Origin of the sequence: Tianweitania sediminis (assembly GCF_017813335.1) — a bacterium.
Taxonomy (GTDB): domain Bacteria; phylum Pseudomonadota; class Alphaproteobacteria; order Rhizobiales; family Rhizobiaceae; genus Tianweitania; species Tianweitania sediminis.
On sequence record NZ_JAGIYY010000005.1, the window covers coordinates 19,923 to 45,142 of the forward strand.

The following is a 25,220-nucleotide window of genomic DNA, read 5'->3' on the forward strand; positions in this document are numbered from 1 at the left end:
GTGAGGGAAAGCTCCTTGCGACAATCCCTGGTCCCAAACCTGTTGCATGAGGTAGGGCAGCAGGTTCTCGGCTGTCGCGGGATGGCCCCCAAACCACTGCGACCCCTGCGTCATTTTGCCGCCAGAATTGGCTGCCGTGGCTGCTTTGAAGACCGTTCGCGTCCCCGCCTCGAATCCTTTTCTTTTGACGCTATCGTATGACCGTTCCGGTTCTTTACTGGCTATCGCCAGTTCTCTTAAAGCCGTTCCAGGCAAGGGTCGCCAAGGATTCGAGTTAACAGCCTGAAAGAACTCCTTTGTACACAAAGGCAGTATTTTGTTAGGGCAAGTGAATTCTGTCGATTACTGTTGTCAAGTCTTTTGTTGCGGAAGGGCATCTGGATGATGGATCGTTGACCTTTTCGCGACTGTATCCCTACATCGCAACCGCATAGGAGTCCGCAGCAATAGCGCGGGCAGAGGAAGCCGTCGCTTGGCCAGGAGGTAGCGAATGTCAATGAGTAAGTCTCGTGAGCGCACGGATTGGATGGCCTTTCTAGCCACTCTCTCTCCGGAAGAACGTGAGCTGGTTGGGCAAGCTGACGCGCTGATGGCGCCAGTCGAAAAGAACAACTCAGAAGGTCTGTTCGTCGAGGGAGACGCGCTTCTGTTGGTGAAGCAGCACGCGCAGAAGCGTACGTTCTCGATGTGGTGCCGCCACAAGGGGTTCGACCGAAGCGCATCCTATAAGCGAATGAAAGTCGTCGAAAACCTGGGCCCTTTCAGACACAGGCTCATTGCCGCCAGGGTACAACCCGGAGCGCTTCTGGTTCTGGGGCGGTTCCCTGACAGAGTGGACGAGATACTTCGCTCGTATGAAACGGGTGAAAGGCCCACGTTAGACGAGGTAGAGGAATATCTAGGCGTCAGGAAAAAGGACACGGCTTCCAATGCAGATGTGGAGGTCGGGGGAGATAAGGGCGTCATGCGCCTGTACGACAGCAAGCGCCGACACATCCCAGAGTTCATCGCCGTCTTGGAAAAGATCATCGCGGCGATTGATGACGCCTTAGGCGCAGACCGCTTGGTGAAAACTCACTTGGCAAAGAAGGTCGTTTCCGATGCCCGATGGGCGAACCGTGTGCTGCTTCATCTCGGCACCTTCATTGAGCCTCTGGATCTAACCTACGGGAAGATCCGGCCCGTACCATTCCCGGTCGAAAGCCGCTGGCATCAGGTAGAGAAAGTTCTTTTCACCATGGGCGGAGCGGAGGACGTATGGCCTCCTGCGAACGCCCTTGGAACATGGCTTGTCAGCGAGGTGCGCCCGCTGTTGAACTGGGCAGCGCGAGGGGAGGGCGACCCCAAGGTTCAGACGGAAGAGGCCATCGCGCTGCCGGCCGATGCGGCGCGATCAGCATGGCCGACAGGGCCGGAAGCACAAGCGGACAGTAGCTATCTGTTGCCGGAGCAGTTTGCATTCGACGATGAGGATTATGAGGTTGCCGTCGAACATGCACCTGGGTGGCACGAGGCATCGCTAAACGATGGCGTCTGGAGGAGCAGCGCTGGAGCAATCCGTCCGATCCTTATTAAACTACATCAACGGGATATAGAGCTCGGCCTCAGGCTGCTAAGTGAACAATGCCCTCCCGACGTTCCAGTCGACGGTCAGGAGGAATGGCGAAACATACACGCCCGTAGCGTTTCAGCCTTGCTCATATACGGGGAGAGCTTCGACTTCGGCAAAGCTCCGGCGGTGGAGCCGGTTATAAGAATAGCGACGGCGCTGATACGAGAACTGGACGCGAGAAGGTGAGCAAGTGTGGAAACGTTTCCGCACATCCAGCGCTGCGGTTTCAGCCCATGGTTGTCACCATAATGTCCCTCCTGCCTCCGGTGACTAGGCCGCGACCGCAGCAGGCGGTGACAGCGTCACGGCGATGATCTCGCCCGTCGTCACCAGCACGATCAGCCCGCGCGGGGCGCTGGTCATGTCAAGATAGGTCCGCACCTGGGCGCGGTAGTGCTCGATCGTCTCCGCGCTTGGCTGGACATCGCTCTTCCAGTCGATGACCACCTGCGGTGTACCGTCGGGTCCGAGGCATACGGCGTCCGCAATGCCGGTCGTCGCCTGCTCAACCTCGTCGAGGAGCGCCGCTGCATAGACAGGCAGCTCGGGCGTGAGAGCCGGACGAAGCTCGGCGATCTCAGGCAAGGTGAGCGTGCGGATCACGCACTCTGCAAGCTCGCCAGGAGACAAGCCCTGCGACGGGTCTTCGACCGCAGAGCGGCCGAGCGCCATGATGAGTGATCGCGCGCGTTCGGTCAGCCCGGCGTTGTCTTCTGGAGCTTCACCCGTCAGCACTTCTTCGAGAAGCTTGTGCAGGATCAGTCCCCGTTCGCGCCCGCCCTGGATGCTGGGGCGTTCGGCTTCGTCGTCGGGCTGCCGCTCGTCATGCGCTGCCCAGATCTCGATGACTTCCGGAGTGAGGATCGGTCCGGCGCTGCTTTCGTCGCGGCTGGGAGCGAGCCAGGTCAGGCGGCGGTGGCGGTCGGCAATGGACGCCGCTTCCGCCGCAAAGGTCTCGCGGGTCTGCTGGTTACCTTCGCCCGGCGTCGCAGCGCCCATCTCCAGCGGGAGATGAGCGACCTCCAGTGCCGGCAGGTCGGCGAGCGACAGGTCAAGCAGCGAGATCCAGGCCGACCTAGACGGCGCAGCGTCGAGGCGGGGAAGGACCAGAAGTTCGCGCGCCCGGGTGGCGGCGACGTACCAGAGTCGGACGCGCTCGCGATCAAGCTCCGCCTTTTCCGCGTCGCGCACTTCATCGTAGCCGGCCGGCTTCACGCCGAACGCCGGACAGTAGAAGGTGTTGCTGTCACGATCGATCACCGCGATCTCGGCCGGCATGATGCCGGTCATCGTGTTGACCGGCACGACGATCGGCCACTCAAGGCCCTTGGCGGCGTGCATGGTGTAGAGCGCCACGGCTTCTTCCTGCGCGTCAGGCCGCCCTTCGACGGCGCGAGCTTCGTCGGTCCAGGCTGCGGTCATCGTCTCGGCGAAGGCGCGCAGGCCGCGAACCGAGAAAGCGGAGGCGAGGCTGAGATAGAGATCGACATTGGCGAGCGCCCGTTCCGCCTGGCCGCGATGGCGGGCGAGGAGGATCGGCCGCACCCGCATCACATCGACAGCCTGCGAAAGGAGGTCGTGCGGCGTGGTGCTGTTGGTGCGGCGATTAAGGGCCTGAAGCCTTTCGATCACCGATCGCGCCAGAGGGTTGGCGATCGAACTGGCCTCCACGCCCAGGTCTAGGCGCGGCAAGGCGTCGGGATCTTCCTGGGACCGCGGAAGCGCCCAGATGGTATCCAGCAGTTCCTCCTCGGTGAGGCCGACCAAGGGGCCCCGCAGGAGCGCCCCCAGAGCGAGCGTATCGCGGCGATCGGCGAGGACGCGGGTCAGCGCGATAAGGTCCTGAATTTCCTGACGCCGGAATAGGCCTTTCCCGGCTTGGGTGGCGACGGGGATGCCGTGCCGCTCAAGCGCTTCCTCGTAGCGCCAGAGGTCGCTTCCGGTAGGCGCGAGGAGAGCAATGTCGCCGGGCCGACAGACCCGACTGGCGCCTGAGCGACGGTCGAGGATCATCTCGCTGCCGATAAGGCGGGCGCACAGCTCGGCGACAGCTTCGGCTTCGGCGTCACGTTGCTGCTCGGCGGTCGCCTTGCCGTTCTCATCGGCCACAGCAACATCTATTGCAGCGACGCAGGGAGCCTCGCCTCGGCCGCTATGGAAAGAGTCGAGCGCGGTGAAGCCCGGTTGACCATCACTGGACAACAGCGCTTCGAAGCGCTCGTTCACATAGGTGAGGATCGGGGCGCAGGAGCGGAAGTTGGTGGAAATCCACAGGACGCTCTCGGCGTCCTGGGCGATGAAGGCATCGCGCGCCCGGACGTAGGCGCTGACGTCAGCGCCGCGGAAGCGATAGATCGCCTGCTTGGGATCGCCGACCAGAAACAGCGCGCCTGGCCGAATCCGAAACTCCGCCCACTCCGCAGACCGGCCATCGACCGGCGGCTCTCCGCACAAGCGCCAGAAGATCTCAGTCTGCAGCGGGTCGGTGTCCTGAAACTCGTCGACGAGAACCCGCGAGAAGCGCGCGCCCAGGGCGCGGCGAACCTCGTCATGTCCGCGCAGCAGATCGCGCGCGGCGAAGATCAGGTCGTCGAAGTCGAGCAAGGCGGCCGAGCGCTTGTAACTCCGAAACTCCTCCAGCACCGGCTGCACCTGTGCGATCAGGTCAGACAGGACGCGGCTAGCAACATTCTGGAGCAGGACCTGCCAGGCTTCACAGCACGCCGCATAGTGGCCCTCGGCAGTGGCATTGAGGCGTTCGCCATCGGCCTTGGCCAAGCCCTCGCGCTTGGCCGCTTCAACCCACTTGCCCTTCTTCTTGTAGGCCAGGAACGAGCCGCTCTTGGTGCAAAGCTCAGGATGCGGCGGCGAGACCAGAAGCCGGACGAGGCCCGCCGGCGTCTCGGCCGTCGCCGCGTCGTCCATCGCCTGGGCCATCTCCCCTAGGCGTCCGGCGAACTTCGCGGTTTCCTCCTCGATCGCGGGTGCGGTCCGGATGAAGTCGGCGAAGGCTTGCGTCGCATCCTGGAAGGCCCGCAGGTGGGGAGCGAGCGGTGTCACAGGCGGCGCCGAGACGGTGCGCCGCTTGCGCAGGTTAGCGACGATCTTGTGGATCAGCTCGACGGTCTCACCGGGGCTTTGCAGCACCATTTCCGCGATGATGCCGCCTTGGTCGCCGGAAAGCTGCTCGCGCAGCCAGGCGTCGACGATCTCGATGAAGGCGAGATCGGCCTGGTTGCGGTCCATCACACTTGCGCCGGGGTCAATGTCCGCCTCGACGGGGTACGGCTTGATCAGGCGTTGGCAGAAGCCATGGATCGTCGAGCAGGTGATCTCGTCGATCGTCGCCGAGGCCGTCGCGAGGTTTGCTTTGTGCGCCTCCGACAGTCCGTCGGGAAAGGCGATCCGCAGGTCGGTCGGGATCGTGCCCGCCGCGAACTCGGCGACGAACTCACGGACGCGGATGAGAAGCTCGCTCGCAGCCAGTTCGGTGAACGTCACAGCCGCGATGGATTTGGGCGCGGCGCCTTCGGCAAGCATCGTGGCGATCCGCCCGGCCATGACAGCGGTCTTGCCCGAACCGGCGCCCGCCTCGACCAGGATAGACCGATCATGGATGCTGATCGCGGCGCGGCGGGCGTTGTCGTCACGCAGGGCTTTGCTTACAGCGGTCATCACTGGGCCTCCCAGACTTGCGCGGCGTCGCCGAACATCTCTGTCGCGGCGGGCAGCTTGCGTTTGCAGTAGGTGGCGCCTGCGTTCGCCGGCAGGGCGAAGGCGAGGTCGTCATAGGCTCCGCCGGTGTCAGGTCCCATCAGGGCGCGCCCGGCAATCAGGTTGGCGCGCGCCACCTGCAGGTAGCCGGTGATCTCGACGAGGGTCGCTTCCGGATCCGCGAGCTGCAAGTCCACCTGCTCGCGCGGGAAGAGCAGGGAGGCGCTGATCGAGACCTCGGACCCGAGAAGCGCCTTAACGGCGAAGGCATAGAGACAGCGCTGAAGCTCGCGGCCGCCGTCGAGGCTGATGGCGTCCTTGGGTGCGCGTCCGGATTTGTAGTCGCGCACGAGCGCGCGCTTGCCGTCGCCCGATAGATCGAGACGGTCGATGTAGCCGTTGATGCGGAACCCTGCGCCGGGAATTTCGACGGGAACTGTCGAATCCCACGGGCCCTCCGCGCCGGATTTCCCCTCAAGGCCGCCGAAAGCCACTTCCCCGTAAGAACGGGCGTCGGGCAGCCGCTCGTCGCCATAGGCGAGCGCGCGGGTGGCCAAGAGGCGCGCGTCGTCCAGGGTCCGGCGCCAGATCATCGCTGGAGGGACAGCTCGTTCGCTCTCCCAGATAGCGGCAACCTGCCGCGCAGCGTCTTCCACCTTCGCGGCGATCTGAGCCTCGTCCGCCTTTGACAGGCCGCCGTTGGCCTCCAGCTGCTGGAGGGCGAGATCGAGCGTCATATGGACGAGGTCGCCCATGTCGAGGGCGTCCAGAACGAGCGGATCGGTGCCACTTTCGGGCATCCGTAGCCGCATCGCGTATCGCCAAACGAAGCCGAGTGGGCTTCGCAGGAGCAGGCGGAGCGAACTCGCCGACTGGGTCCGGTCGAGGATGGCCAGCAAGAGCGGATGGTCGGCGCGCACCAAGCCGTCGTGCGGTGTGATCTCCTTGCGGTGCCAGTTGCGCCAGCAGGTCGTGGCGGCCGCGGCCTGGGGGTGGCCGGCAAACTCCAGCGGGCGCGCCATCAACCGATCGGTTTCGCTGAAGGCGTGAGCCGGGACCGCATTGCGGCGAATGTAGATCTCCTCCCTATAGACGCCGAGCAACGAGCTGCGGCCGAGAAGCCGGCCCTCGCTATCGCGGCGCGCGCGCGACAGAACCACCTGGCGCTCGGTGGTGGCGAGGATCGTCTCGAAGTCACGGCGATCGGCCGCAGCCACCGGCAGGGGATCGAGTTCGGCAGTCGGGATGACGTGATCGGAGATCAGGCGATCTTCGGAGATGCTGCGGGGCCAGCGCGACGAGTTCAGCCCGATCAGGCGGACGAACCGCCGTGGTGAGGAGGCCAAGGCGCTAGCTGGCATCCAAGCCACCGAGACGCAGTCTTCAAGACCGTCATCCTGTTTGAGGTTCTCCAACGTGGTGTCGAGCGAGCCGGTCGGCCCGGCGAGGAGCGCCTTGCGCCAGATCGCCAGCGCACGGCCGCTAAGGAGCGCCGCACCAATCTCCTCGGCCGCGTGGTGGCCCCTGCCCAGCAGCCCAACGATGCCGCGCAGCGTGGCGGTATGATCTTGCTGATCCGGCCAGTCGGCCGCAGTCAGCCGTCCGAGCAGGCGCATCCACGCCCCGATGGAGGCGAGCGGGGCGTCGCTGGGCAAGATGCGCAGCCAACTGGAGGGCAGTGCTTGGAACGGACCAGGCTCGGACCCGCAGAGCGCTGCCAGGCGGCGCATACGGGTCTGCGATAGCCCGCGGACGAGAATGTCGGCAAGCGCGGCGGCGGCCTGACCGTCCCGAGTCGTGGTGACCTTGATCCCGTGAATGAAGTGCAGGTCGAGGTTCGCGTCGGCGCGAAGCGAGAGGAAATGGTGGTCGTAGTCCGCCGTGGATGCGGCCGCGATTCCGATCTCCGCCGGTTCGGCCTCGCCCGACGCCAGCAGCGCGCGCACCCAACGCATTGCTTCGATAGCTTCGTGGTAGGCCGTTGCGGCGCTTTCCACCCGAACAGACGGGGCTCGCGGCGGCTCTCGCGTGACTGACACGCCGATCGCCTCCAGCCAGGCCGGTGTCGGTCGAGGACCCGCCGTCCAAGTCACGGGGGTGTAGTCGGTGAGCGCCCCGAGCAGCGGGCGCCAGCACGGCGAAAGTTCCGTGATCCCCACGATCTCGACTGGCCCCAGAATGGCGTTGGCGTGATCGAGGCGCTGACAGGCGGCGGCCACTAGGTCACAGGGCCGCATCATGCCTTGCGGAAGCTGTTCCAGAACAGCGGATTCCAGGCGGGCTATGGCATCGAGGCGAGGATGCTCAGTTGCGCGCGAGGCGAGGTTGACTCCGGCGCGCCACGCCTTGTGCAGGGTGTCGGATGCGGCGTCGACCATGCCGGGCAGGAGCTTGATGCTTTCGAGTTCCCCGAGCGGCGTGGAGGGGAACGCAGCCTGGATAGCCGTGCGCAGGCTCTCGTCGTCGATTGGCCTGGCAAAGCCGCCCGCGAGGCGGACGGCAAGGTGCTCGAAGGACATGATCCGCAGACCGTGCCGCCGGTGGCGCGCAGCGTCGAGGCGAAGCTCCCGCATCGCCATACGTCCGTGAGCGACGATGGTCCGCCGGTTGAACATGCTGGTCATTGTCGTGCCTCCACCCTGCTGCCCGACACGGTTCTGCTTGACGCGAGCCCGTGATGGGAATATAAACTATATGTGTCGTGCAGGTGTGTCCATATAGTTTTTATCTGCATCCGCTGGAGGACGATTTCGGATGGATAGCCTGGCCACATTGAAGTGGGGCGTGGAGCGCCGCCTCGAGTTCATCGAGTTTCGCCTTTTCTGGGAAGGCGGCGTCAATCGCTCCGACATCGTGGACATGTTCGACGTGTCAGTGCCGCAGGCGTCGAAAGACCTGACGCTCTATCAGGAGCGGGCGCCCCAGAACGCGATCTACGACAAGAGAGCCAAGCGCTACGTCGCCGGCGAGCAGTTCGAGCCCCACTTCCTCAAGCCCGATCCCGAGGGTTATCTGTCCCGGCTGCGTTCCGTGGCCGAGGGCCTGATCGACCTATCAGAGTCGTGGATCACCGACGTTCCGGACACCGACGTCGCGCTGACGCCCCGCAGAGATATAGATTCGGAGGTGCTCAGGACTGTCTTGCGCGCGGTGCGCGATCGCCGCTCGATCGACGTGCATTATCAGTCGATGAGCAAGGATCGGCCGGATCCGATCTGGCGGCGGATCACACCTCACGCCTTCGGCTATGACGGCTTCCGCTGGCACGTGCGCGCTTATTGCCACGTCACCGACAAGTTCAAGGACTTCCTCCTGCCGCGCATTCTTGGAGTGGGCGCGTCGGGAGAGGAGGGCAAGGACCCGTTGCAGGACGCACTGTGGCAGGAGCGCTTTGGCGTGGTGATTGGCCCGCATCCCGACCTGACCGCAAGCCAGAAGGCTGTCGTCGCCAAGGACTTCGGCATGGAGGGGGGCTCGTCTGTTCTTACAGTTCGCTATGCCATGCTGTTTTATGTCTTAAAGCGCTTGGGCCTGCTGGGTGATGCTGCGAAGCAGCCCGCGCGCAGCCAGCACATCGTCGTCGTCAATCAGGAAGAGACCGCGGCGGCCTTGGAGAAGGCCGAGTTTGCGGCGTGAGGCGGCGCGTGCGGCCGATGGGGGGAAGAATGGCAAGGCTTGAAGACATCCGGAATGGCGCCTCCGTGCGCGGCATCGCCTCACCCCAGGCGACCCAAATCCTGTCAGTGGACTGGATCGGCGATCAGGCGATCAACGTAGTCTACCGCGACCACAACGGCGCCGTGGCCGAAGCCGTGCTTTACCGGGACGACGAGCATCGCCTTGGAGTCGAGGTGAATGGACGGCCATGGTCGTTCGATGGCGACGGCGCCTTGTTGCGGCTGGTGACCGAGGCGAACCGGATCAAACTTGCTCACTATTTCGATCCCTATCTGGCGATCCACACCAGTTTGGTGGATCCGCTGCCGCACCAGATTTCCGCCGTCTACCGCGAGATGCTGCCGCGTCAGCCGCTCCGCTTCTTGCTCGCGGACGATCCGGGCGCCGGCAAGACGATCATGGCAGGCTTGCTGATCAAGGAGCTGGTCGCGCGTAGCGATCTTGAACGGTGTCTCGTCGTGGCGCCTGGCAGCCTGGTAGAGCAATGGCAGGACGAGCTTGGCCACAAGTTCGACCTCGAGTTCGATATTCTGACGCGGGACATGATTGAGACCTCCCGCTCAGGAAATCCGTTCGAGGATCGCAATCGGCTCATCGTGCGCCTCGATGTCTTGGCCAGGAACGAGGAGCTGCAGAACAAGCTGGCAAGCGGTCGCGAGTGGGATCTCATCATCTGCGACGAAGCCCATCGCATGTCGGCGACCTATTTCGGCGGCGACGTCAAATACACCAAGCGCTACCAGGTTGGGCAGAAGCTCGGTGAAGTCTGCCGCCACTTGCTGCTGATGTCGGCCACCCCGCACAACGGCAAGGAGGAGGATTTCCAGCTCTTCATGGCGCTGCTTGATGGTGACCGGTTCGAGGGCCGGTTCCGTGACGGCGTCCACTATGCCGATACCGCCGACATGATGCGGCGACTGACAAAGGAAGAGCTGCTGCGGTTCGACGGGCGGCCGCTTTTCCCTGAGCGCCGCGCCTACACTGTGAAGTACCAGCTCTCCGAGCTGGAGGCCGCCCTCTACACCGCCGTCACGGAATATGTTCGTACCGAGATGAACCGGGTACAGCGTTTCGCGGAAGGCGACGGCAAGAAGCGCAACAACGTCGGTTTCGCGCTGCAGATCCTTCAGCGTCGGCTCGCCTCATCTCCGGCCGCCATCTACCAGTCCCTCAAGCGCCGGCATGAGCGGCTTGAGAACGAGCTCGGCGAGGCCCGGCTCGCCGCCAAGGGGCGCAAAGCCGGTTTCGCCGCGCCCGACGTCAACACTGACATCCTCAGGAACCTGGAGGAGTACGGGCAGGAGGAGATCGACGAACTGGAGGACCTGATCGCCACGGGAGCAACGACCGCCGAGACGGTCGAGCAGCTCGCGATGGAGGTCGAGACTCTGAAGGGACTGGAGCGGATGGCGCTGGGCGTCCTACGCTCAGGCCTCGACACCAAATGGGCCCAACTCAATCGCATCCTCGATGAGGACCTGATGGTCGACACCGACGGCAACCGGCGCAAGCTCATCATCTTCACCGAGCCAAAGGACACCCTCCACTACCTGCTCGACAAGGTCCGGGCTCGCCTCGGGAATCCTGAAGCTGTCGAGGTGATTCACGGCGGCGTCTCTCGCGAGGAGCGGCGCAAGGTCGTGGAGCGGTTCATGCAGGACCGTGACATGCTGGTCCTCATCGCCAACGATGCGGCCGGCGAAGGCGTCAATCTTCAGCGCGGGCACCTGATGGTCAATTACGACCTGCCCTGGAACCCCAACAAGATCGAACAGCGGTTCGGCCGGATCCACCGGATCGGCCAGACCGAGGTCTGCCATCTCTGGAATCTGGTCGCCGCGGACACTCGCGAAGGCGAGGTCTATGCTCGCCTCCTCGAAAAACTCGAGGCGGCGCGGGAGGCATTGGGCGGGCGCGTCTATGACGTGCTCGGCGAGCTGTTCGAAGGCACTGCGCTGAAGGATCTCCTGTTTCAGGCCATCCAGTATGGCGAACAGGAAGACGTAAAGGCGCGCCTGTTCCGCCAGGTGGACGGCGCGGTGGACCAGGGTCACCTCCTGGAGCTGCTGCAAAGGCGGGCGCTCACCAACGACACGATGCCCGAGGCCAAGGTCGAGGAACTGCGCCTTGAGATGGAGCGCGCGGAGGCCCAGCGCCTGCAGCCGCATCACGTCCAGAGCTTCTTCGTCGAGGCCTTCCAGCACCTTGGAGGACGGATGAAGCGGCGGGAGGAGGGGCGTTGGGAGATCACCCATGTGCCCGTCCGGATCCGTGAGCGCGATCGTCAGATCGGCACCGGCGCGCCGATACAGAAGAAGTACGAGCGCATCTGCTTCGAGAAGGGCCGGACCAACCAGCAGCCCGTCGCCACCTTCGTCTGCCCGGGGCACCCGTTGCTCGATGCCGTGATCAGCATCGTGCGCGAACAGTACGAGCAGATCATGCGCCAAGGCGCGATCCTGGTTGATGATCTGGACGCAGGCGACGGAATTTCGGCGATCTTCCTGCTCGAACACAGCATCCAGGACGGTCGGGCAACCAGTGCGGGCAAGCCCCACGTGGTTTCGCAGAAGCTTCAATTCGCCTCGATCAATAAGGCCGGGGAAGCGTCCAATGCGGGCATCGCCCCGCACCTCAACCTGCGTCCGGCCACTGTCCAAGAGATCGCCAGCGTACACGGCCTCCTGGAAGAGGAGTGGCTGACGACCGAGCTTGAGAAGACCGCGGTCCGGTTCGCGACTGTCGAGCTGGCGCAGGCTCACCTCGCAGAGGTTAAGGCGCGTCGGCTGCCGGAGATTGAGAAGGTTGAGCGCGAAGTGCGCGCCCGGCTGAAGAAGGAGATCAACTACTGGGATTCCCGGGCTTTCGAGCTGAAGGAGGAGGAGAAGGCCGGCAAGAAGACGCGTCTCAGCTGGCAGAACGCTCAGCGCCGCGCCGAAGATCTAGCGGAACGTCAGAAGCGCCGCATGGACCTGCTGGAACAGGAACGGTTCCTATCATCCCAGCCGCCGAGGGTGCGCGGCGGCATGGTCGTGATCCCGCGCGGTCTGCTCAATGCACGCACAGGAGCAGGCGAAGGTCCGTCAGAGAGGCCGCCGCAGGGATTCGCCGCTGATGCGGACGCGCGACGGATTATCGAGCTTGCGGCCATGGATGCGGTGATCGCCGCAGAGCGCAACCTGGGTAACGTTCCGTCCGATGTCTCTGCGCAGAAGATCGGCTACGACATCGTGTCCTATGATCCGGTCGCCAAGCACCTTCGCTTCATCGAGGTGAAGGGGCGGGTCCACGGCGCCGACGCGGTGATGATCACCCGGCAGGAGGTGATCACCTCCCTTCATGAACCGGACAAGTACATCCTGGCCATCGTCCAGGTGGAGAATGGGACCGCGCGAGAGCCGCGCTACATTCGCGGGGCCTTGTCGGACCATGAGCCGGCGTTCGAACACACGGCCATTCAGTTCAATCTCGCACGCTTGCTGGAGCGGGCGGAGGCGCCGCAATGATCACCAAGGCGCTGATCATCGCTGACCCCTGGATCGGTTATATTCTCGACGGGTTGAAGACTTGGGAGATGCGCTCGTCCGGTGCATCCCACCGCGAATGGTTCGGCCTGATCCGCAAGGGCACCGGCGCCATCTACGGCGTCGCGCGCCTGGTTGACGTGGGTGCGCCGCTCTCGCCGGCGGAGATGGTCGCCTCGATTGACCGTCACCGCATTCCCGAGGCCGTGATCCGCTCAGGCGAAGTCGCCAAATGGAACACACCATGGAAGCTGGCGGACGTTCGACGGCTGGCCCGGCCTGTGCCCTACACGCACAAGAGCGGCGCTGTGACATGGGTCGAACTGGATGCGGCGGCCATTGAAGGCGTCACCGATCAGTTGGGTGGAATAGTCCCAGCTGTCGCTGCTACCTCGTCGCCGGAGCTGAAGCGCAGCGCGCCAGGGCAATTGAGCCGGTTGGCCGGAAGCGAAACGGTCCAGATCGACATCTTACAGCGCGGACGAAAGCTATACGTCGACGTTGATTGGGACGACGGCCACGACGAGCCGGAAGTCAGTTCCCCGCGCGCTCCGCGGACGCCAGCTGCGCCAACGGGAGCGAGTGCGAAGCCGCAGCCCACGAACGGGAGGGCGATCGGCGAGGTAACCATCACTGATGGCAACATCGCCAACAGCCACATCTACCTGCGGTCCTTCTTCGACTGCTTTCCCTCCGATGCGGTCGGAGGATCGAACAAGGCGAGCGCGGCAAAGCGTGAGCTAACGATCGACTGGGGTGGAGCTGAGCCCGTCGTCACGGATCTGGACGGCTCAAAGAGGTTCTTCCGTGCCCGTGGCTGGATCGGAGCTTTCTACAAGCTTAATCGCGCTCAGGCGGGTGATCGGGTCGTTGTCGAGCAGACGGCCCCGTATAGGTATCGGGTCCGCCTTCAGAAGGCTGGGCGCTGGGGGCAAGGCGCATGACGAAAGATTTCGCCATCCTTGCGCCGGTCCCGTTGGAGCACCTCCAATCAGGTGCGCAGATCGCCAAGGACACTGGTTTCGTGGCCTTCGGCTCACGCAAGTGGGAGCTGTTCCGGAAGGTTGATGAGCTCCGCGACGGCCTCGCTATTCCGGTCCTGATCTACCCGTCGCACGAGGGCGTGCCGGCGAAGGATAGCTTCGTCATCAGCTGGGCCGGTTGGTATGTGGGAGCGGAGGAATCATGCAACGGCCGCCATTCTGCTGGCATGGTTCATCGGCCTCCGACTACGGGTCAGTACGACGGTGACAACCGCGGGCATTGGGCCGTGTTCTGGCATGTCCGGGACCTGATCGAACTCCCTCAGGACCAAAGAGTGCCGATCTCAGCAGTAAAGACCATCAAGGGCGGCTGGCGCAAGGATGCGCCGCCAGGGGGCCGGAACTGGTCGCCACGCCCTCAACCATAAAGTTTCCACTGTGACCATGACCCAGATGTACAAGAAGAAGCTTATCGAAGTCGCGGTTCCGCTTGAGGCGATTAACGCCGCCTCGGCGCGAGAGAAGTCGATCCGGCATGGGCATCCGTCCACGCTGCACCTTTGGTGGGCGCGGCGGCCGCTGGCGGCGTGTCGGGCGGTGTTGTTCGCGCAGCTGGTCGATGACCCGTCGGGGTATGCCGGCAAGCTACTAGACGATCCGAAGATCCACGAGCGGGCAGAGGCGGACCTAGCTTTCCGCCGTAAGGCGTGGCAGGAGCGCAAGGGAGACGCGCATGGGAATGTTCCCGATACGCCCGAGCCAACACTCGAGGATTGCGCGGCCGACATCGAGCGCAAGCGCCTGTTCGAGATCATCGAGGAGCTGGTCAAGTGGGAGAGCTCGACCAACGAAGAGGTGTTGGAGCGCGCGCGCGCTGAAATCCGGCGCAGCTGCGGCGGCGTGTTGCCGCCGGTTCATGACCCTTTCTCGGGCGGCGGGTCGATCCCGCTGGAGGCGCAGCGGCTCGGCCTGCCTGCTTTTGGTTCCGACCTGAACCCGGTGGCAGTGATGATCGGCAAGGCGATGATCGAGATCCCGCCAAAGTTCAAGGACATGCCGCCAATCCACCCCGGCATCAAGGATCGGTCGCTCTACCGAAATGCCGAAGGGTTGGCCGAAGATGTGAAATACTATGGCGAGTGGATGCGAGAAAGGGCGTGGGAGCGCATTGGGCATCTCTATCCTAAGGTCGATCTGCCAAAGGAGTACGGCGGCGGTGAAGCGACCGTGATCGCCTGGATCTGGGCGCGGACGGTGCCGAGTCCTGATCCGGCCTTTGCCGATGTTCAGGTGCCGCTCATTTCGAGCTTCCTCCTTAGCTCAAAGAAGGGCAAGGAGATCTGGATTGAACCAGTGGCTGATCGTGCTTCCAAAACAATCACATACAGAGTCCGGACGGGCGGCACCAAATCAGAGCTTGAGGCGGCGGCGCTGGGGACCACAGCTGGTAAGCGGCAGGCATTTCGCTGCGTGATGTCGGGCGCGGCCTTACCATACGATTATGTTCGAAGAGCAGGTAAATTGGGAAAGATGGGCCAAGAGCTCATCGCGGTTGTTGCTGAGCGAAAGGGAGGCCGCGCGTACATCCCGCCGTCTCAGCAGCATAAGGATGTTGCAATATCGGCAGTACCGGGCTGGGCGCCGGAGACAGAACTTCCAGACAACCCGCGTGACTTCAAAACTCCAAATTATGGGCTTACCACATTTGGTGATCTATTTACTAACCGACAGCTAGTCGCTCTGAATACGCTATGTGATCTGATCGCGGAAGTGAGAGGGCAGATCAGAATCGATGCTATTTCATTGGGGATGGCGACAGACGGCGACACACTCTCCAGCGGCGGAGCAGGGGCGCTTGCGTATGCGGAAGCCCTCAGCGTCTACTTTGCTTTCGGCATTTCAAAGATGACGGACTATCACTCAACAATTACATCATGGCACCACGGCCGGGAGATCATCCGAAACGCGTTCGGTCGACAGGCGCTGCCTATGACGTGGGATTTCACTGAGGCAAATCCCTTTTCGAAATCAACTGGGAACTGGGGAAACTGCATCGAGTGGGGAGTCAAGACGCTTGACCAGCTACAACTGGCAGCGCCAGGGCGATTGTTACAGCAGGATGCTCAAACTGCTTCATATGCAGACGGGGCAGTAGTCTCAACTGATCCCCCATATTATGACAACATAGGCTACGCAGATCTGTCTGACTATTTCTATGCGTGGATGCGGCGGTCATTAAAAAGCACCTATCCAGATCTGTTCGGCGTCCTCGCAACTCCAAAGTCCGATGAGCTTGTAGCGACTCCGTATCGCCATGGGAGCAAGGATGCGGCGGAAGCCTTCTTTCTCGATGGTATGCGCCGGGCCATTTCTAACATGGCCCAGCAGTCCTCGGATGAGTTTCCCGCCACGATCTACTACGCCTTCAAACAGAGCGAGATCGAGCAAGAAGGTATAAGCTCGACTGGTTGGGCCGCATTCCTGCAAGCTGTGGTCGAGGCAGGTTACGCCGTGGTTGGTACCTGGCCGCTGCGCACCGAAATGGCCAACCGTATGATTGCCTCCGGCACGAATGCTCTGGCCAATTCGGTTGTGCTTGTCTGCCGCAAGAAAGAAGCGATGGCCGAGGTCATCACCCGAGCAGAATTCACCCGCGCCCTGAAGCGCGAACTGCCGCCGGCTATCGCCGAACTCCAGACCGCCAACATCGCCCCGGCCGACATGCCGCAGTCAGCTATCGGTCCCGGCATGGGCGTCTTCTCGCGATACAAGGCCGTCCTCGAATCCGATGACAGCCCGATGAGCGTGAAGGCCGCGCTTCAGCTCATCAACCGCGAGCTGGACGAATATCTCGGTGGTATCCAGGGCGAGTTCGATGCCGACACTCGCTTCGCGATCACGTGGTTCGAGCAGCATGGCATGGCCAAAGGCGAATACGGCGCGGCCGACAATCTCGCTCGCGCGCGGGGCATCTCGGTCGAAAGTGTAAAACATGCCGGGATTATCGAGAGCGCTGCGGGCAAGGTCCGCATCCTGGCGCGCGATGAACTGGACGACAGTTGGGAGCCGGTAGGTGACGGCCATCTGACCGTGTGGGAGTGCCTCCAGCATCTCATCCGCAAGTATGAGCAGGACGGCGTCTCGCACGAGACCGCCATCTTGCTGAAGAAGATCGACGCTAAGGCCGAGGCTGTGAAGGACCTCGCCTACTGCCTCTACGACATCAGCGCGAACAAGCGGAAGGACGCAAAGGAGGCCACGGCCTACAACGCGCTTATCGCCGACTGGACGGAGCTCACCCGCCTGGCGGCTGCAGTCCATGATACCGGCGGCGATCGTCAAACGCGATTGGATCTCTGAGGAGGAATACTGGTGGCCAAGAGTACACGCCAATACGTCTTTGAGGGCATGGAACTGCTGCCCGAAGCGCTAATACCCTTCGTGGAAAAGCGCCTGGAAACCTCGCTGACCGGGCACTGGCAGGTCGAGGTGGTGCAACGGGTCCAAGGACTCAAACCGAACTCGAGCGGAGCGGTAGGCTGGGATCAGCAAGGTCTGCTGAAAACCATGATGGCCTTCTGGAAGGATGCGTTCGCCTCCGTTCTCGGTCATCCCGAGCGATCCTATGTCTCGGAACTGCTCGACGTGCGCAACAAGCTCTCGCACAACGAGACTTTCACCTACGATGATGCGGAGCGGGCGCTTGATACGATGCGCCGCTTGATGGAGTCCATCAGCGCCGGCGAGGTTTCCGACCATCTCGGAAAGATGCGGGACACTATTCTGCGCACCAAGTTTACCGAACTACAGCGGAATGAGGAGCGCCGTAAGACCCAGCGGCACGATATCTCTGTCGAGACAGTGGCGGGGTTGCTGCCCTGGCGTGAGGTCGTCGAGCCGCACCAGGACGTCGCCACCGGCGAATTCCAACAGGCCGAGTTTGCGGCCGACCTGGCCAAGGTCCACAATGGCAGCGCCCCTTCTGAATATCGTGACCCGCGCGAGTTCTTCTCGCGCACGTACCTGACGGATGGCCTAAGCGCGCTGCTCATTGGGGCCGCCAAGAGGCTTTCCGGCGCTGGCGGCGATCCTGTGGTTGAACTGCAGACGAACTTCGGCGGCGGCAAGACCCACTCGATGCTGGCGCTCTACCATATGGCTGGCGAGACCCGGGCGGAGGATCTGCCGGGGCTTGACCAGTTGCTCCAGAAGCACTGCCTTTACGTGCCAGCAAAGATCAATCGGGCGGTACTGGTGGGCACGTCACGGGGACCTCAGGACCTTCTCAATACGGAGAGCGGGCGCAAAATCCGCACCACCTGGGGCGAACTGGCTTGGCAGCTTGGCGGCGATGAAGGTTTCGACATCGTCGCGGAGAACGACGCAACGGGTATTGCGCCGGGATCGGGCGTACTTGAGGCGATCTTCAAGAAGTATTCGCCCTGCCTGATCCTGATCGACGAATGGGTCGCTTACCTGCGGCAGATCTACAAGGTCGAGAGCCTGCCGTCGGGGTCGTTCGACGCAAACCTCTCCTTTGTGCAGTCGCTGACCGAGGCGGTTAAGGCCTGCCCAGGAGCCCTGCTGGTGGCATCGCTGCCCGCCTCCCAGATCGAGGTCGGCGGAGAGGGCGGCCAGGAGGCCCTGGCGCGGCTGAAGCAGACCTTCAGCCGCGTAGAATCTTCGTGGCGACCGGCGTCTCAGGAAGAAAGCTACGAGATCGTTCGCCGGCGGTTGTTCAAAGAGATACCGGGCGAGAAATTCCACCACCGCGACAACACGCTGAAGCAGTTCGTCAAACTCTATCGCGAGAATGCGAACGACTTCCCCCAGGGCGTGGCGGACGAAGACTATCGGCGGAAGCTCGAGAAGGCATATCCGATCCACCCTGAACTCTTCGATCAGCTCTACACAAGCTGGGGTTCGCTCGAAAAATTCCAGCGCACGCGCGGCGTGCTGCGGCTCATGGCACAGGTCATCCACGAGCTTTGGATGAATGGTGATCCCTCTGTGATGATCATGCCGGGCAGCGTGGCGGTGAGTTCTGCGCGGGTGGAGCCGGAGCTGCTGCACTATCTCGATGTCAGCTGGCAGTCGATCATCGCCGCGGACGTCGATGGCCAGGCTGCGACGCCTTACAAGGTCGACCAGTCGGCGCCCAACCTCAATCGCTATTCGGCCACGCGCCGGGTTGCCCGCGCCATCTTCATTGGGACGGCGCCGACCCACGCGCAGCAGAACACCGGCCTGGACGATAAGCAGATCAACTTGGGGGTCGTGCAGCCGGGCGAACGGCCAGCGATCTTCGGCGACGCGCTGAGACGCCTGACCAACCAAGCCAAGTTCATGCACGCCGACCTCGGCCGCTACTGGTATTCCATGTCGGCCAGCCTCAACCGTATCGCGGCGGACAAGGCAGGTCAGCTGGATAACCAGCTCGTCCTGATGGAAATGGACCGCGAGCTTACGAAGTACATCAACGGCATCGCCGACCGAGGTCATTTCGACGCCGTGCAGGTGGCGCCCGCATCATCGGCTGAGGTTCCGGACGAGGCAGGCGGGGTTCGGGCAGTCGTCCTCGGCGTTGCCCACCCGCACAACGGGCGCGAAGGCTCAGAGGCTCTGGTGGAGGCCAAGGAGATCCTGCTTCAGCGGGGCAGCACGCCGCGCGTCTATCGCAACATGCTGGTCTTCATCGCGGCAGAGGCTCGCCAGCTCGACAACCTCAAAGACGCCGTTCGCTCGGCCCTGGCCTGGAGCGAAATCGTCAAGGAAAAGGACCGGCTGAACCTCACCCAAAGTGACGACGCGCTCGCCAAGGCGAAGCTCGCCGAAGCCAACGAGACGGTAAAAACTCGCCTCAAGGAAGCCTGGTGCTACCTTCACTATCCGGTGCAGGAGAGCGCCCAAGCCGAGGTCGAGTGGATCTCGGGCAAGGTGCCAGCACAGGATGGACTGCTGGCGCGCGCCAGCAAGAAATTGGTAGGCGAGGAAGGTCTCCTTCCAGAACTTGGGCCTACGCGCCTCGACCGCGATCTTCAGAAATACATCTGGAACGGCAAGCCGCATCTCTCCCTGAAGGACCTGTGGGAGTACCTCAACCGGTACACATATCTGCCGCGCCTGAAGAACCAGGCTGTGTTGGTGAAGACGGTGCAGGCCGCGGTCGGCGGTATGCTGCCCGGACCCTTCGCCTACGCGGAGCGGTGGGACGAAGAAGCCGTCGCGTACCTGGGCCTTGCGATCGAGCGCGCGGTCAACGCTGCAGTCTTGGTGGACGGCGATAGCGTGATCATCAAGCCGGAGGTCGCCGAGGCGCATCGGCCGGCGCCGGCCGAACCCGGCCCCTCGTCGCTAGTCGGCGGCGCACCCGAAGAAGGTGGACCGCCGGTGCCCGGCGAAGGCTTACCTGGTGAGCCGCCGACCGAGAAGAGGCCAACCCGGTTTCGCGGCGCGGTGATGATTTCATCCGAGCGGCCAGCTCGGGAAATCCACCAGATCGTTGAGGCCATTGTCGAACAGCTGACTACCATTCCGGGCAGTGAAGTTGCCCTTAAGCTTGAAATCGATGCGGAAGTGCCGTCTGGGTTGGATAAGGCAAAGGTGCGGACCTTGGTCGAGAACGCCAATACTCTGGGGTTCATCGAGAAAGATATTCGATAACTGTCGAGGAGCTGCAAGCATTAGGCTCTACCTTGCCGCACCGCGTAAGAGCCACGGTGTTTAGGTCACATCGAAAGGGTTGTGCCGAGGGTTGAAAGCCGTACCGTCGAGATTCCGCCGTTGCTGCTTCTATGCATGCCGGAGCCGCAGGTCCGGATGGCCTCGCGCACGCAGCACGACGTAGCCTTGTTCCTGATCAAGATGGCGGAAGCAGGAGAGGCTGCCGCATGAAGCTGGACGCGGTCCGAAAGCTGCTGGAAAAAAAGGATCCACCACTCAGGGAAGACATCCTTGAGACGCGGCGGTTTACGTTCACGCGAGCAAAGGAGACCTTGATGTTCCGCAGAACGGCGCTTGCTTCCTTGTCCTGTTCTGCTCGTCGGCGCTCGCCGACAGCAGGAAATGTAACCCGAGGGCGTCCACGAACTCGGGGCTATTCACTGCGGTTTGCGGGAAGCGTCGCGGGTACGCCGGTATCGCGGCCGGAAAGACTGCCCAGCTGTTTCCAGAAGTGGCAGGCGACACGATGGCTGGGCGACGCCGCGTCGAGCTGCGGTTCTTGTTGGTGGCAGATGTCGCGCGCATAGCCGCAGCGGCTGGAGAACCTGCAGCCGGGCGGCGGCGAGAGCGGATTCGGCAGATCTCCTTTCAGCACGATACGCTGCGAACGGTAGGAGGGGTCCGGCCGCGGCACCGCCGACAGCAATGCCTGCGTGTAGGGATGGCGGGGGTAGGAAAACAGCTCGCGCTTCGTGCCCTGCTCGACGACACGGCCCAGATACATCACCGCGATCTCGTCGCTGATGTAGCGAACGACACCGAGGTCGTGAGAAATGAACACGTAGCTGACACCGAGCTTCGCCTGCAGATCGGTCAGCAGATTGATGATCTGCGCCTGGATTGAGACATCGAGCGCGGAGACGGGTTCGTCGCAGACGATGAGGCTGGGTTCGACGGCGAGCGCCCTGGCGATCGCGATGCGCTGGCGCTGACCGCCGCTGAACTGGTGCGGGTAGCGGTCCATCTGGTACGGCGCGAGCCCGACCAGGTCGAACAGGGCGGCAACCCGGTGCCGGACCTCCTTCTTCGTCGCCACCTTGTGTAGAAGCATCGGCTCGGCGACGAGTTGCGCGGCCGTCATCTTGGGATGCAGCGAGGAGAACGGGTCCTGGAAGACGATCTGCATCTTGCGGCGCATGGCACGCAAGACGGAGGCGCTCGCGGCGGTGACGTCGATGCCGTCGAGCCTAACTTGGCCGCTGGTGGGCTGTTCCAGACGCAGGAGGGTGCGGCCGAGTGTCGACTTGCCGCAGCCGCTCTCGCCGACGATGGCGATCGTCTTGCCTTTGCTGACGGTGAAGCTGACGCCGTCGAGCGCCTTGACGGTCTGCTTGCCGCGGCCAAACAGTCCGCGACTGCCCACCGCAAAATGCTTGGTCAGATCCTCGACCTCGAGGACCGGCGTCTCGTGTCGCTCGATCATGGTCGTGCTCCCAGGCCTGTGTGCCAGCAAGCGACCTTGTGTCCGCTGATCTTCTCTTCGAGCGGCGGTCGTTGCGTTCGACATGTCTCATCGCTGAGCTTACATCTGGGGTGGAAGGCGCAGCCGTGCGGACGGTCATGCGGTGGCGGCACCGTTCCGGGAATGGGCTGCAGGCGCTCCTGGTCGCCGTCGACCGTCGGCATCGAGCCGAGCAGGCCCTGCGTGTAGGGGTGACTCGGTGCGGCGAACAGGCTGTGGACGGGGGCCTGTTCGATGATGCGCCCCGCATACATCACCACGACATCGTCCGCCATTTCCGCGATGACGCCGAGATCGTGCGAAATCAGGATGATCGCTGTGCCGGAATCCGATTTGAGCGACCGCATCAGGTCGAGGATCTGCGCCTGGATGGTGACGTCGAGCGCGGTGGTCGGTTCGTCGGCGATCAGCACGCGCGGATTGCAGGCGAGCGCGATGGCGATCATCACCCGCTGGCGCATGCCGCCCGATAGGCGATGGGGGTATTCCTCCACCCGCTTCTCCGGATTGGAGATGCCGACTTCCCGCAACAGGTCGATGGCGCGGCTTCTCGCCTGCGCCGACGTCAGCGATGAATGAGCCCGAAGCGCCTCGATGATCTGGAAGCCTACCGTGTAGACCGGGTTTAGACTGGTCATCGGCTCCTGAAAGATCATCGAGATGCGGTTGCCGCGAACCTCCTGCATCTCCCGTTCCGAGCATGGAACCAGGTCGGTGCCGTCGAGGAGCACCTTCCCGCCGGCGATGCAGGCCGGGGGGGAGGGCACCAGCTTCATGATGCCGAGCGACAGCATGCTCTTCCCGCAGCCGGACTCGCCGACGATGCCGAGTGTGCGGCCTTCGTGAACCTCGAAGTTCACCTTGTCCACGATCGGCGAGATCGTCTTGCCGGAGCGGAGTTCGACGCTGAAATCACGGATGTCGAGCACTGGCCGCGCGCCCTGGGCAACGATCGTCTTGTCGTCGTTCATCGAGTTCAGACCTCTCAGCTTCGCAGTCGCGGGTCGAGGATGTCACGCAGGGAATCGCCGAGGATGTTCATCGACAGGACCAGCAGAAAGATCGTCACGCTTGGGATGAGGGTGACGTGGGGAGCGAAGAAGAAGAAGCCGATCCCCTGCGCTGCCATCGTGCCGAGTTCAGGTGTAGGCGGCTGCGTTCCGAGACCCAGGAAGCTCAGCGAAGCGCCAAGCAGGATGGCCTGTCCTAGCCGCAGGGTCAGGAACACGACGATGGTCGAGACGCAGTTGGGCAGCACGTAGCGTCGCAGCAGCGTCCAGTCGTGAAGGCCGATCGCCCGGCCGCTGCTAACATAATCTTGCGCTAGGACCATCAGCGCCGCGCCACGCGCGATGCGGGCAACCAGCGGCGTCGTTGAAACGGAAAGCGCGATGATGACCGCGGTGGTTCCCGACCCGATGATGGCCGCGACAGCCAGGCCGAACAGGATGGCGGGGAAGGACAGGATGATGTCCATCAGCCGCATCAGCAGCGTGTCGGTCTTTGGATAGAAGGCGGCGAGCAACCCGAACAGCGTGCCGATGGTGCCGCCAACGAAGATCGCGGTGAAACCGAGCATGATCGTCAGGCGCAATCCGAACATGCTGCGGCTGAAGATGTCGCGCCCCTGGCCGTCGGTACCGAAGAAATGATCGAGGGACGGGCCCTGCAGGACCCTGCTCATGTTGATCGACAGCGGATTGTAGGGGGCCAGCCAGGGTGCGAGCGCCGCGCACAGGAACAGCGTCGTCAACATAGCCAGGGAGATGCAGGACACCGGATCGCGTCCAAGCGCCGCGAGCAGGTAGCGGCCGGGCTTCACATCCGCCGGGGCTGAGGAGTGTGCGGTCATTTCGCTTGTACTCTCGGATCCAGAGCCGCGTAGAGGAGATCGACCATCAGGTTCATGGCGATGAACCCCAGCGACAGCGCAATTATCGCGCCCTGGGCCACGGGGATGTCGTTGGCGACGATTGCTCCTACGGCGAGACGGCCGACGCCCGGCCAGGAGAAGATCGTCTCGGTGACGATGGCGCCGCCGAGCAGGTAGCCGATCTGCAGGCCGACCAGCGTCGTCACCGGAATAAGCGCGTTGCGCAGGCCGTGGCGGAAGATGACGACGCGTTCGCTCAGTCCCTTGGCGCGGGCGGTGCGAACGTGATCCGCCTTGAGCGTTTCGAGCATCGACGTGCGCGTCATGCGCGCCACCGGGCCGATAAAGATCAGTCCGAGGCAGATCGATGGCAGGATCGCGTGGCGCAGTCCGTTGACCGTCCACAGCGGGCCGCCGCGTCCGGTGAAGGGCAGCACCTGAAGCTTGTAGCCGAACACCCACAGCAGGGTCATGCCGATGAGGAAGACCGGCAGGGAGACGCCGGCGACCGACCCGCCCATGATCAGCCGGTCCCACAGCGTGCCGCGGCGGGAGGCGGCGAACATCCCGAGCAGGATGGCGGTCGGCAACGCCCACAGGAGACAGAGGACGACGAGTTCGAGCGTGGCGCCGAAGGCGCGGGACAACTCTTCCGCCACCGGCATGTTGTTCACAAGGGAGGTGCCGAGATCACCGATCAGGACGTTGCCGACATAGCGAAGGAACTGATCCCACAAGGGCCTGTCGAGACCCATTTCCGTTCTGATCTGCGCGATGACCTCAGCGCTCGCGCTCGGCCCCGCGCGCACGGTCGCGGGGTCGGAGGGCACGAGGTTGAGCAGGATGAACCCGATCAGAAGGACGCCCAGCGTAACGGGAATAGCCAGCAACAGGCGCTGCACGGCGTATCTCAGCATGGTTTGAGTCTCCCCGGGTTTTGGCGAAAAGAGGCCACCTCAGCTCGGCTGCGGCACGCGCGCCTGCGGCTTCACCTCGTTCGGGCGAAGAACCTGCGTGATGAAGTGCTCGGTTTGCGGCTTGTATGTTTCCCACAGCGCCCGCAGCTTCCTTTCGGGGTGGAGTTCATGATCAACGCGCAGGTCGACAAGCGGCCAGTCCTGTTCGTCCACCACGAGCAGCGCCGCCGACATCAGCGGCTGCGTTTCTCCGCCGGCGGCGAGACCGGCGTCGATGGCGGCCAGCAGGCGCTCCACGAACTCCAGCCCGAGCGATGCTTCATAGCATTCCACCATGGCGCGCGGAACATCGGTGTTGGCGATGACATTGCCCGTCGAGACGCAGTTCCTGCCCTGATACCCGGAATTGAGCGACGGGATCTTCGGTCCGCAGAAGAAGGCGGTGTTGCCGTTGCGGTCGATCGCCGCGACCTGGCGCTGGTCCGGAAACTCGCTCTCGTCGATCAGCCGATCGACTGTTTCTTTGGCGCTGAGACCGCGTCCGAGCAGGTCGAGGCCCTTCGGCCCGAGCCTGATGTCGCTGCGGTGCTGCGTCGTGACCGCGCCGACTTTGGCACGCGCCCAGGGACACCGATTACCGACCGCGATGGAGGAGGTGGTGATACCGATGCCGAACATGCCGGTGGCCTCGTCACGGGCAATCAGGGAGAAGGTCATTCCAAAATTTCCTCTAC

The 25,220-nt window shown here is 63.1% G+C and carries 14 protein-coding genes; 7 read left to right on the forward strand and 7 right to left on the reverse strand.

What is annotated here, in order from left to right; genetic code table 11:
• Positions 1-490 precede the first annotated feature (490 nt).
• On the forward strand, positions 491-1,798 hold the full coding sequence (locus J5Y06_RS14930) for a hypothetical protein (protein ID WP_209335995.1): 1,308 nt from the start codon (positions 491-493) through the stop codon (positions 1,796-1,798).
• Positions 1,799-1,882: 84 nt separating this feature from the next.
• Here J5Y06_RS14930 and J5Y06_RS14935 read toward each other — a convergent pair whose 3' ends face one another.
• On the reverse strand, positions 1,883-5,287 hold the full coding sequence (locus J5Y06_RS14935; protein ID WP_209335996.1) for a UvrD-helicase domain-containing protein: 3,405 nt from the start codon (positions 5,285-5,287) through the stop codon (positions 1,883-1,885).
• On the reverse strand, positions 5,287-7,950 hold the full coding sequence (locus J5Y06_RS14940) for a PD-(D/E)XK nuclease family protein (RefSeq protein ID WP_209335997.1): 2,664 nt from the start codon (positions 7,948-7,950) through the stop codon (positions 5,287-5,289). The genes J5Y06_RS14935 and J5Y06_RS14940 overlap by 1 nt, the downstream gene beginning before the upstream one ends.
• Positions 7,951-8,080: 130 nt before the next feature.
• Between J5Y06_RS14940 and J5Y06_RS14945 the strand changes: the two genes are divergently transcribed.
• The 6 genes from J5Y06_RS14945 to J5Y06_RS14970 are packed head-to-tail and all read left to right on the forward strand — an operon-like array spanning position 8,081 to position 20,174.
• Positions 8,081-8,962 (forward strand): WYL domain-containing protein, encoded by an 882-nt coding sequence (locus J5Y06_RS14945; RefSeq protein WP_209335998.1) that lies wholly within the window; start codon positions 8,081-8,083, stop codon positions 8,960-8,962.
• Positions 8,963-8,991: 29 nt separating this feature from the next.
• Positions 8,992-12,510, forward strand: a complete 3,519-nt coding sequence (locus J5Y06_RS14950) for a helicase-related protein (RefSeq protein ID WP_385932390.1) — start codon at positions 8,992-8,994, stop codon at positions 12,508-12,510.
• Complete coding sequence (locus J5Y06_RS14955) at positions 12,507-13,472, forward strand: ASCH domain-containing protein (protein WP_209335999.1); 966 nt, start codon at positions 12,507-12,509, stop codon at positions 13,470-13,472. The genes J5Y06_RS14950 and J5Y06_RS14955 overlap by 4 nt, the downstream gene beginning before the upstream one ends.
• Entirely contained in the window at positions 13,469-13,939 is a 471-nt protein-coding gene (locus tag J5Y06_RS14960; RefSeq protein ID WP_209336000.1) for a hypothetical protein, read from the forward strand. The genes J5Y06_RS14955 and J5Y06_RS14960 overlap by 4 nt, the downstream gene beginning before the upstream one ends.
• Positions 13,940-13,964: 25 nt before the next feature.
• A complete protein-coding gene (locus J5Y06_RS14965; RefSeq protein WP_245247908.1) occupies positions 13,965-16,871 on the forward strand; it encodes a DUF1156 domain-containing protein in 2,907 nt (968 codons plus the stop codon).
• 12 nt (positions 16,872-16,883) lie between these two features.
• Positions 16,884-20,174 carry a DUF499 domain-containing protein gene (locus tag J5Y06_RS14970; protein ID WP_209336002.1) on the forward strand — a complete coding sequence of 1,097 codons (3,291 nt, stop codon included), beginning with the start codon at positions 16,884-16,886 and terminating at the stop codon, positions 20,172-20,174.
• Positions 20,175-20,607: 433 nt separating this feature from the next.
• Here J5Y06_RS14970 and J5Y06_RS14975 read toward each other — a convergent pair whose 3' ends face one another.
• From J5Y06_RS14975 to J5Y06_RS14995, 5 genes are read right to left on the reverse strand one after another with little or no spacing between them, the layout of a single operon-like run.
• Positions 20,608-21,657: an ABC transporter ATP-binding protein gene (locus J5Y06_RS14975; protein WP_209336003.1), complete on the reverse strand. Its 1,050-nt coding sequence runs from the start codon at positions 21,655-21,657 to the stop codon at positions 20,608-20,610.
• Positions 21,654-22,667, reverse strand: a complete 1,014-nt coding sequence (locus J5Y06_RS14980; RefSeq protein WP_209336004.1) for an ABC transporter ATP-binding protein — start codon at positions 22,665-22,667, stop codon at positions 21,654-21,656. The genes J5Y06_RS14975 and J5Y06_RS14980 overlap by 4 nt, the downstream gene beginning before the upstream one ends.
• A 14-nt stretch (positions 22,668-22,681) precedes the next feature.
• On the reverse strand, positions 22,682-23,548 hold the full coding sequence (locus tag J5Y06_RS14985; RefSeq protein WP_209336005.1) for an ABC transporter permease: 867 nt from the start codon (positions 23,546-23,548) through the stop codon (positions 22,682-22,684).
• Positions 23,545-24,486, reverse strand: a complete 942-nt coding sequence (locus tag J5Y06_RS14990; RefSeq protein WP_209336006.1) for an ABC transporter permease — start codon at positions 24,484-24,486, stop codon at positions 23,545-23,547. The genes J5Y06_RS14985 and J5Y06_RS14990 overlap by 4 nt, the downstream gene beginning before the upstream one ends.
• 39 nt (positions 24,487-24,525) lie before the next feature.
• Positions 24,526-25,203 (reverse strand): DUF1028 domain-containing protein, encoded by a 678-nt coding sequence (locus tag J5Y06_RS14995; protein WP_209336007.1) that lies wholly within the window; start codon positions 25,201-25,203, stop codon positions 24,526-24,528.
• Positions 25,204-25,220 lie beyond the last annotated feature (17 nt).

What these genes read in the sequence shown, in the direction of transcription:
- J5Y06_RS14930 (WP_209335995.1), top strand. Translation starts at nt 491, where the DNA reads ATGTCAATGAGTAAGTCTCGTGAGCGCACGGATTGGATGGCCTTTCTA.
- J5Y06_RS14935 (WP_209335996.1), bottom strand. Translation starts at nt 5,287, where the DNA reads ATGACCGCTGTAAGCAAAGCCCTGCGTGACGACAACGCCCGCCGCGCC.
- J5Y06_RS14940 (WP_209335997.1), bottom strand. Translation starts at nt 7,950, where the DNA reads ATGACCAGCATGTTCAACCGGCGGACCATCGTCGCTCACGGACGTATG.
- J5Y06_RS14945 (WP_209335998.1), top strand. Translation starts at nt 8,081, where the DNA reads ATGGATAGCCTGGCCACATTGAAGTGGGGCGTGGAGCGCCGCCTCGAG.
- J5Y06_RS14950 (WP_385932390.1), top strand. Translation starts at nt 8,992, where the DNA reads ATGGCAAGGCTTGAAGACATCCGGAATGGCGCCTCCGTGCGCGGCATC.
- J5Y06_RS14955 (WP_209335999.1), top strand. Translation starts at nt 12,507, where the DNA reads ATGATCACCAAGGCGCTGATCATCGCTGACCCCTGGATCGGTTATATT.
- J5Y06_RS14960 (WP_209336000.1), top strand. Translation starts at nt 13,469, where the DNA reads ATGACGAAAGATTTCGCCATCCTTGCGCCGGTCCCGTTGGAGCACCTC.
- J5Y06_RS14965 (WP_245247908.1), top strand. Translation starts at nt 13,965, where the DNA reads ATGTACAAGAAGAAGCTTATCGAAGTCGCGGTTCCGCTTGAGGCGATT.
- J5Y06_RS14975 (WP_209336003.1), bottom strand. Translation starts at nt 21,657, where the DNA reads ATGATCGAGCGACACGAGACGCCGGTCCTCGAGGTCGAGGATCTGACC.
- J5Y06_RS14980 (WP_209336004.1), bottom strand. Translation starts at nt 22,667, where the DNA reads ATGAACGACGACAAGACGATCGTTGCCCAGGGCGCGCGGCCAGTGCTC.
- J5Y06_RS14985 (WP_209336005.1), bottom strand. Translation starts at nt 23,548, where the DNA reads ATGACCGCACACTCCTCAGCCCCGGCGGATGTGAAGCCCGGCCGCTAC.
- J5Y06_RS14990 (WP_209336006.1), bottom strand. Translation starts at nt 24,486, where the DNA reads ATGCTGAGATACGCCGTGCAGCGCCTGTTGCTGGCTATTCCCGTTACG.
- J5Y06_RS14995 (WP_209336007.1), bottom strand. Translation starts at nt 25,203, where the DNA reads ATGACCTTCTCCCTGATTGCCCGTGACGAGGCCACCGGCATGTTCGGC.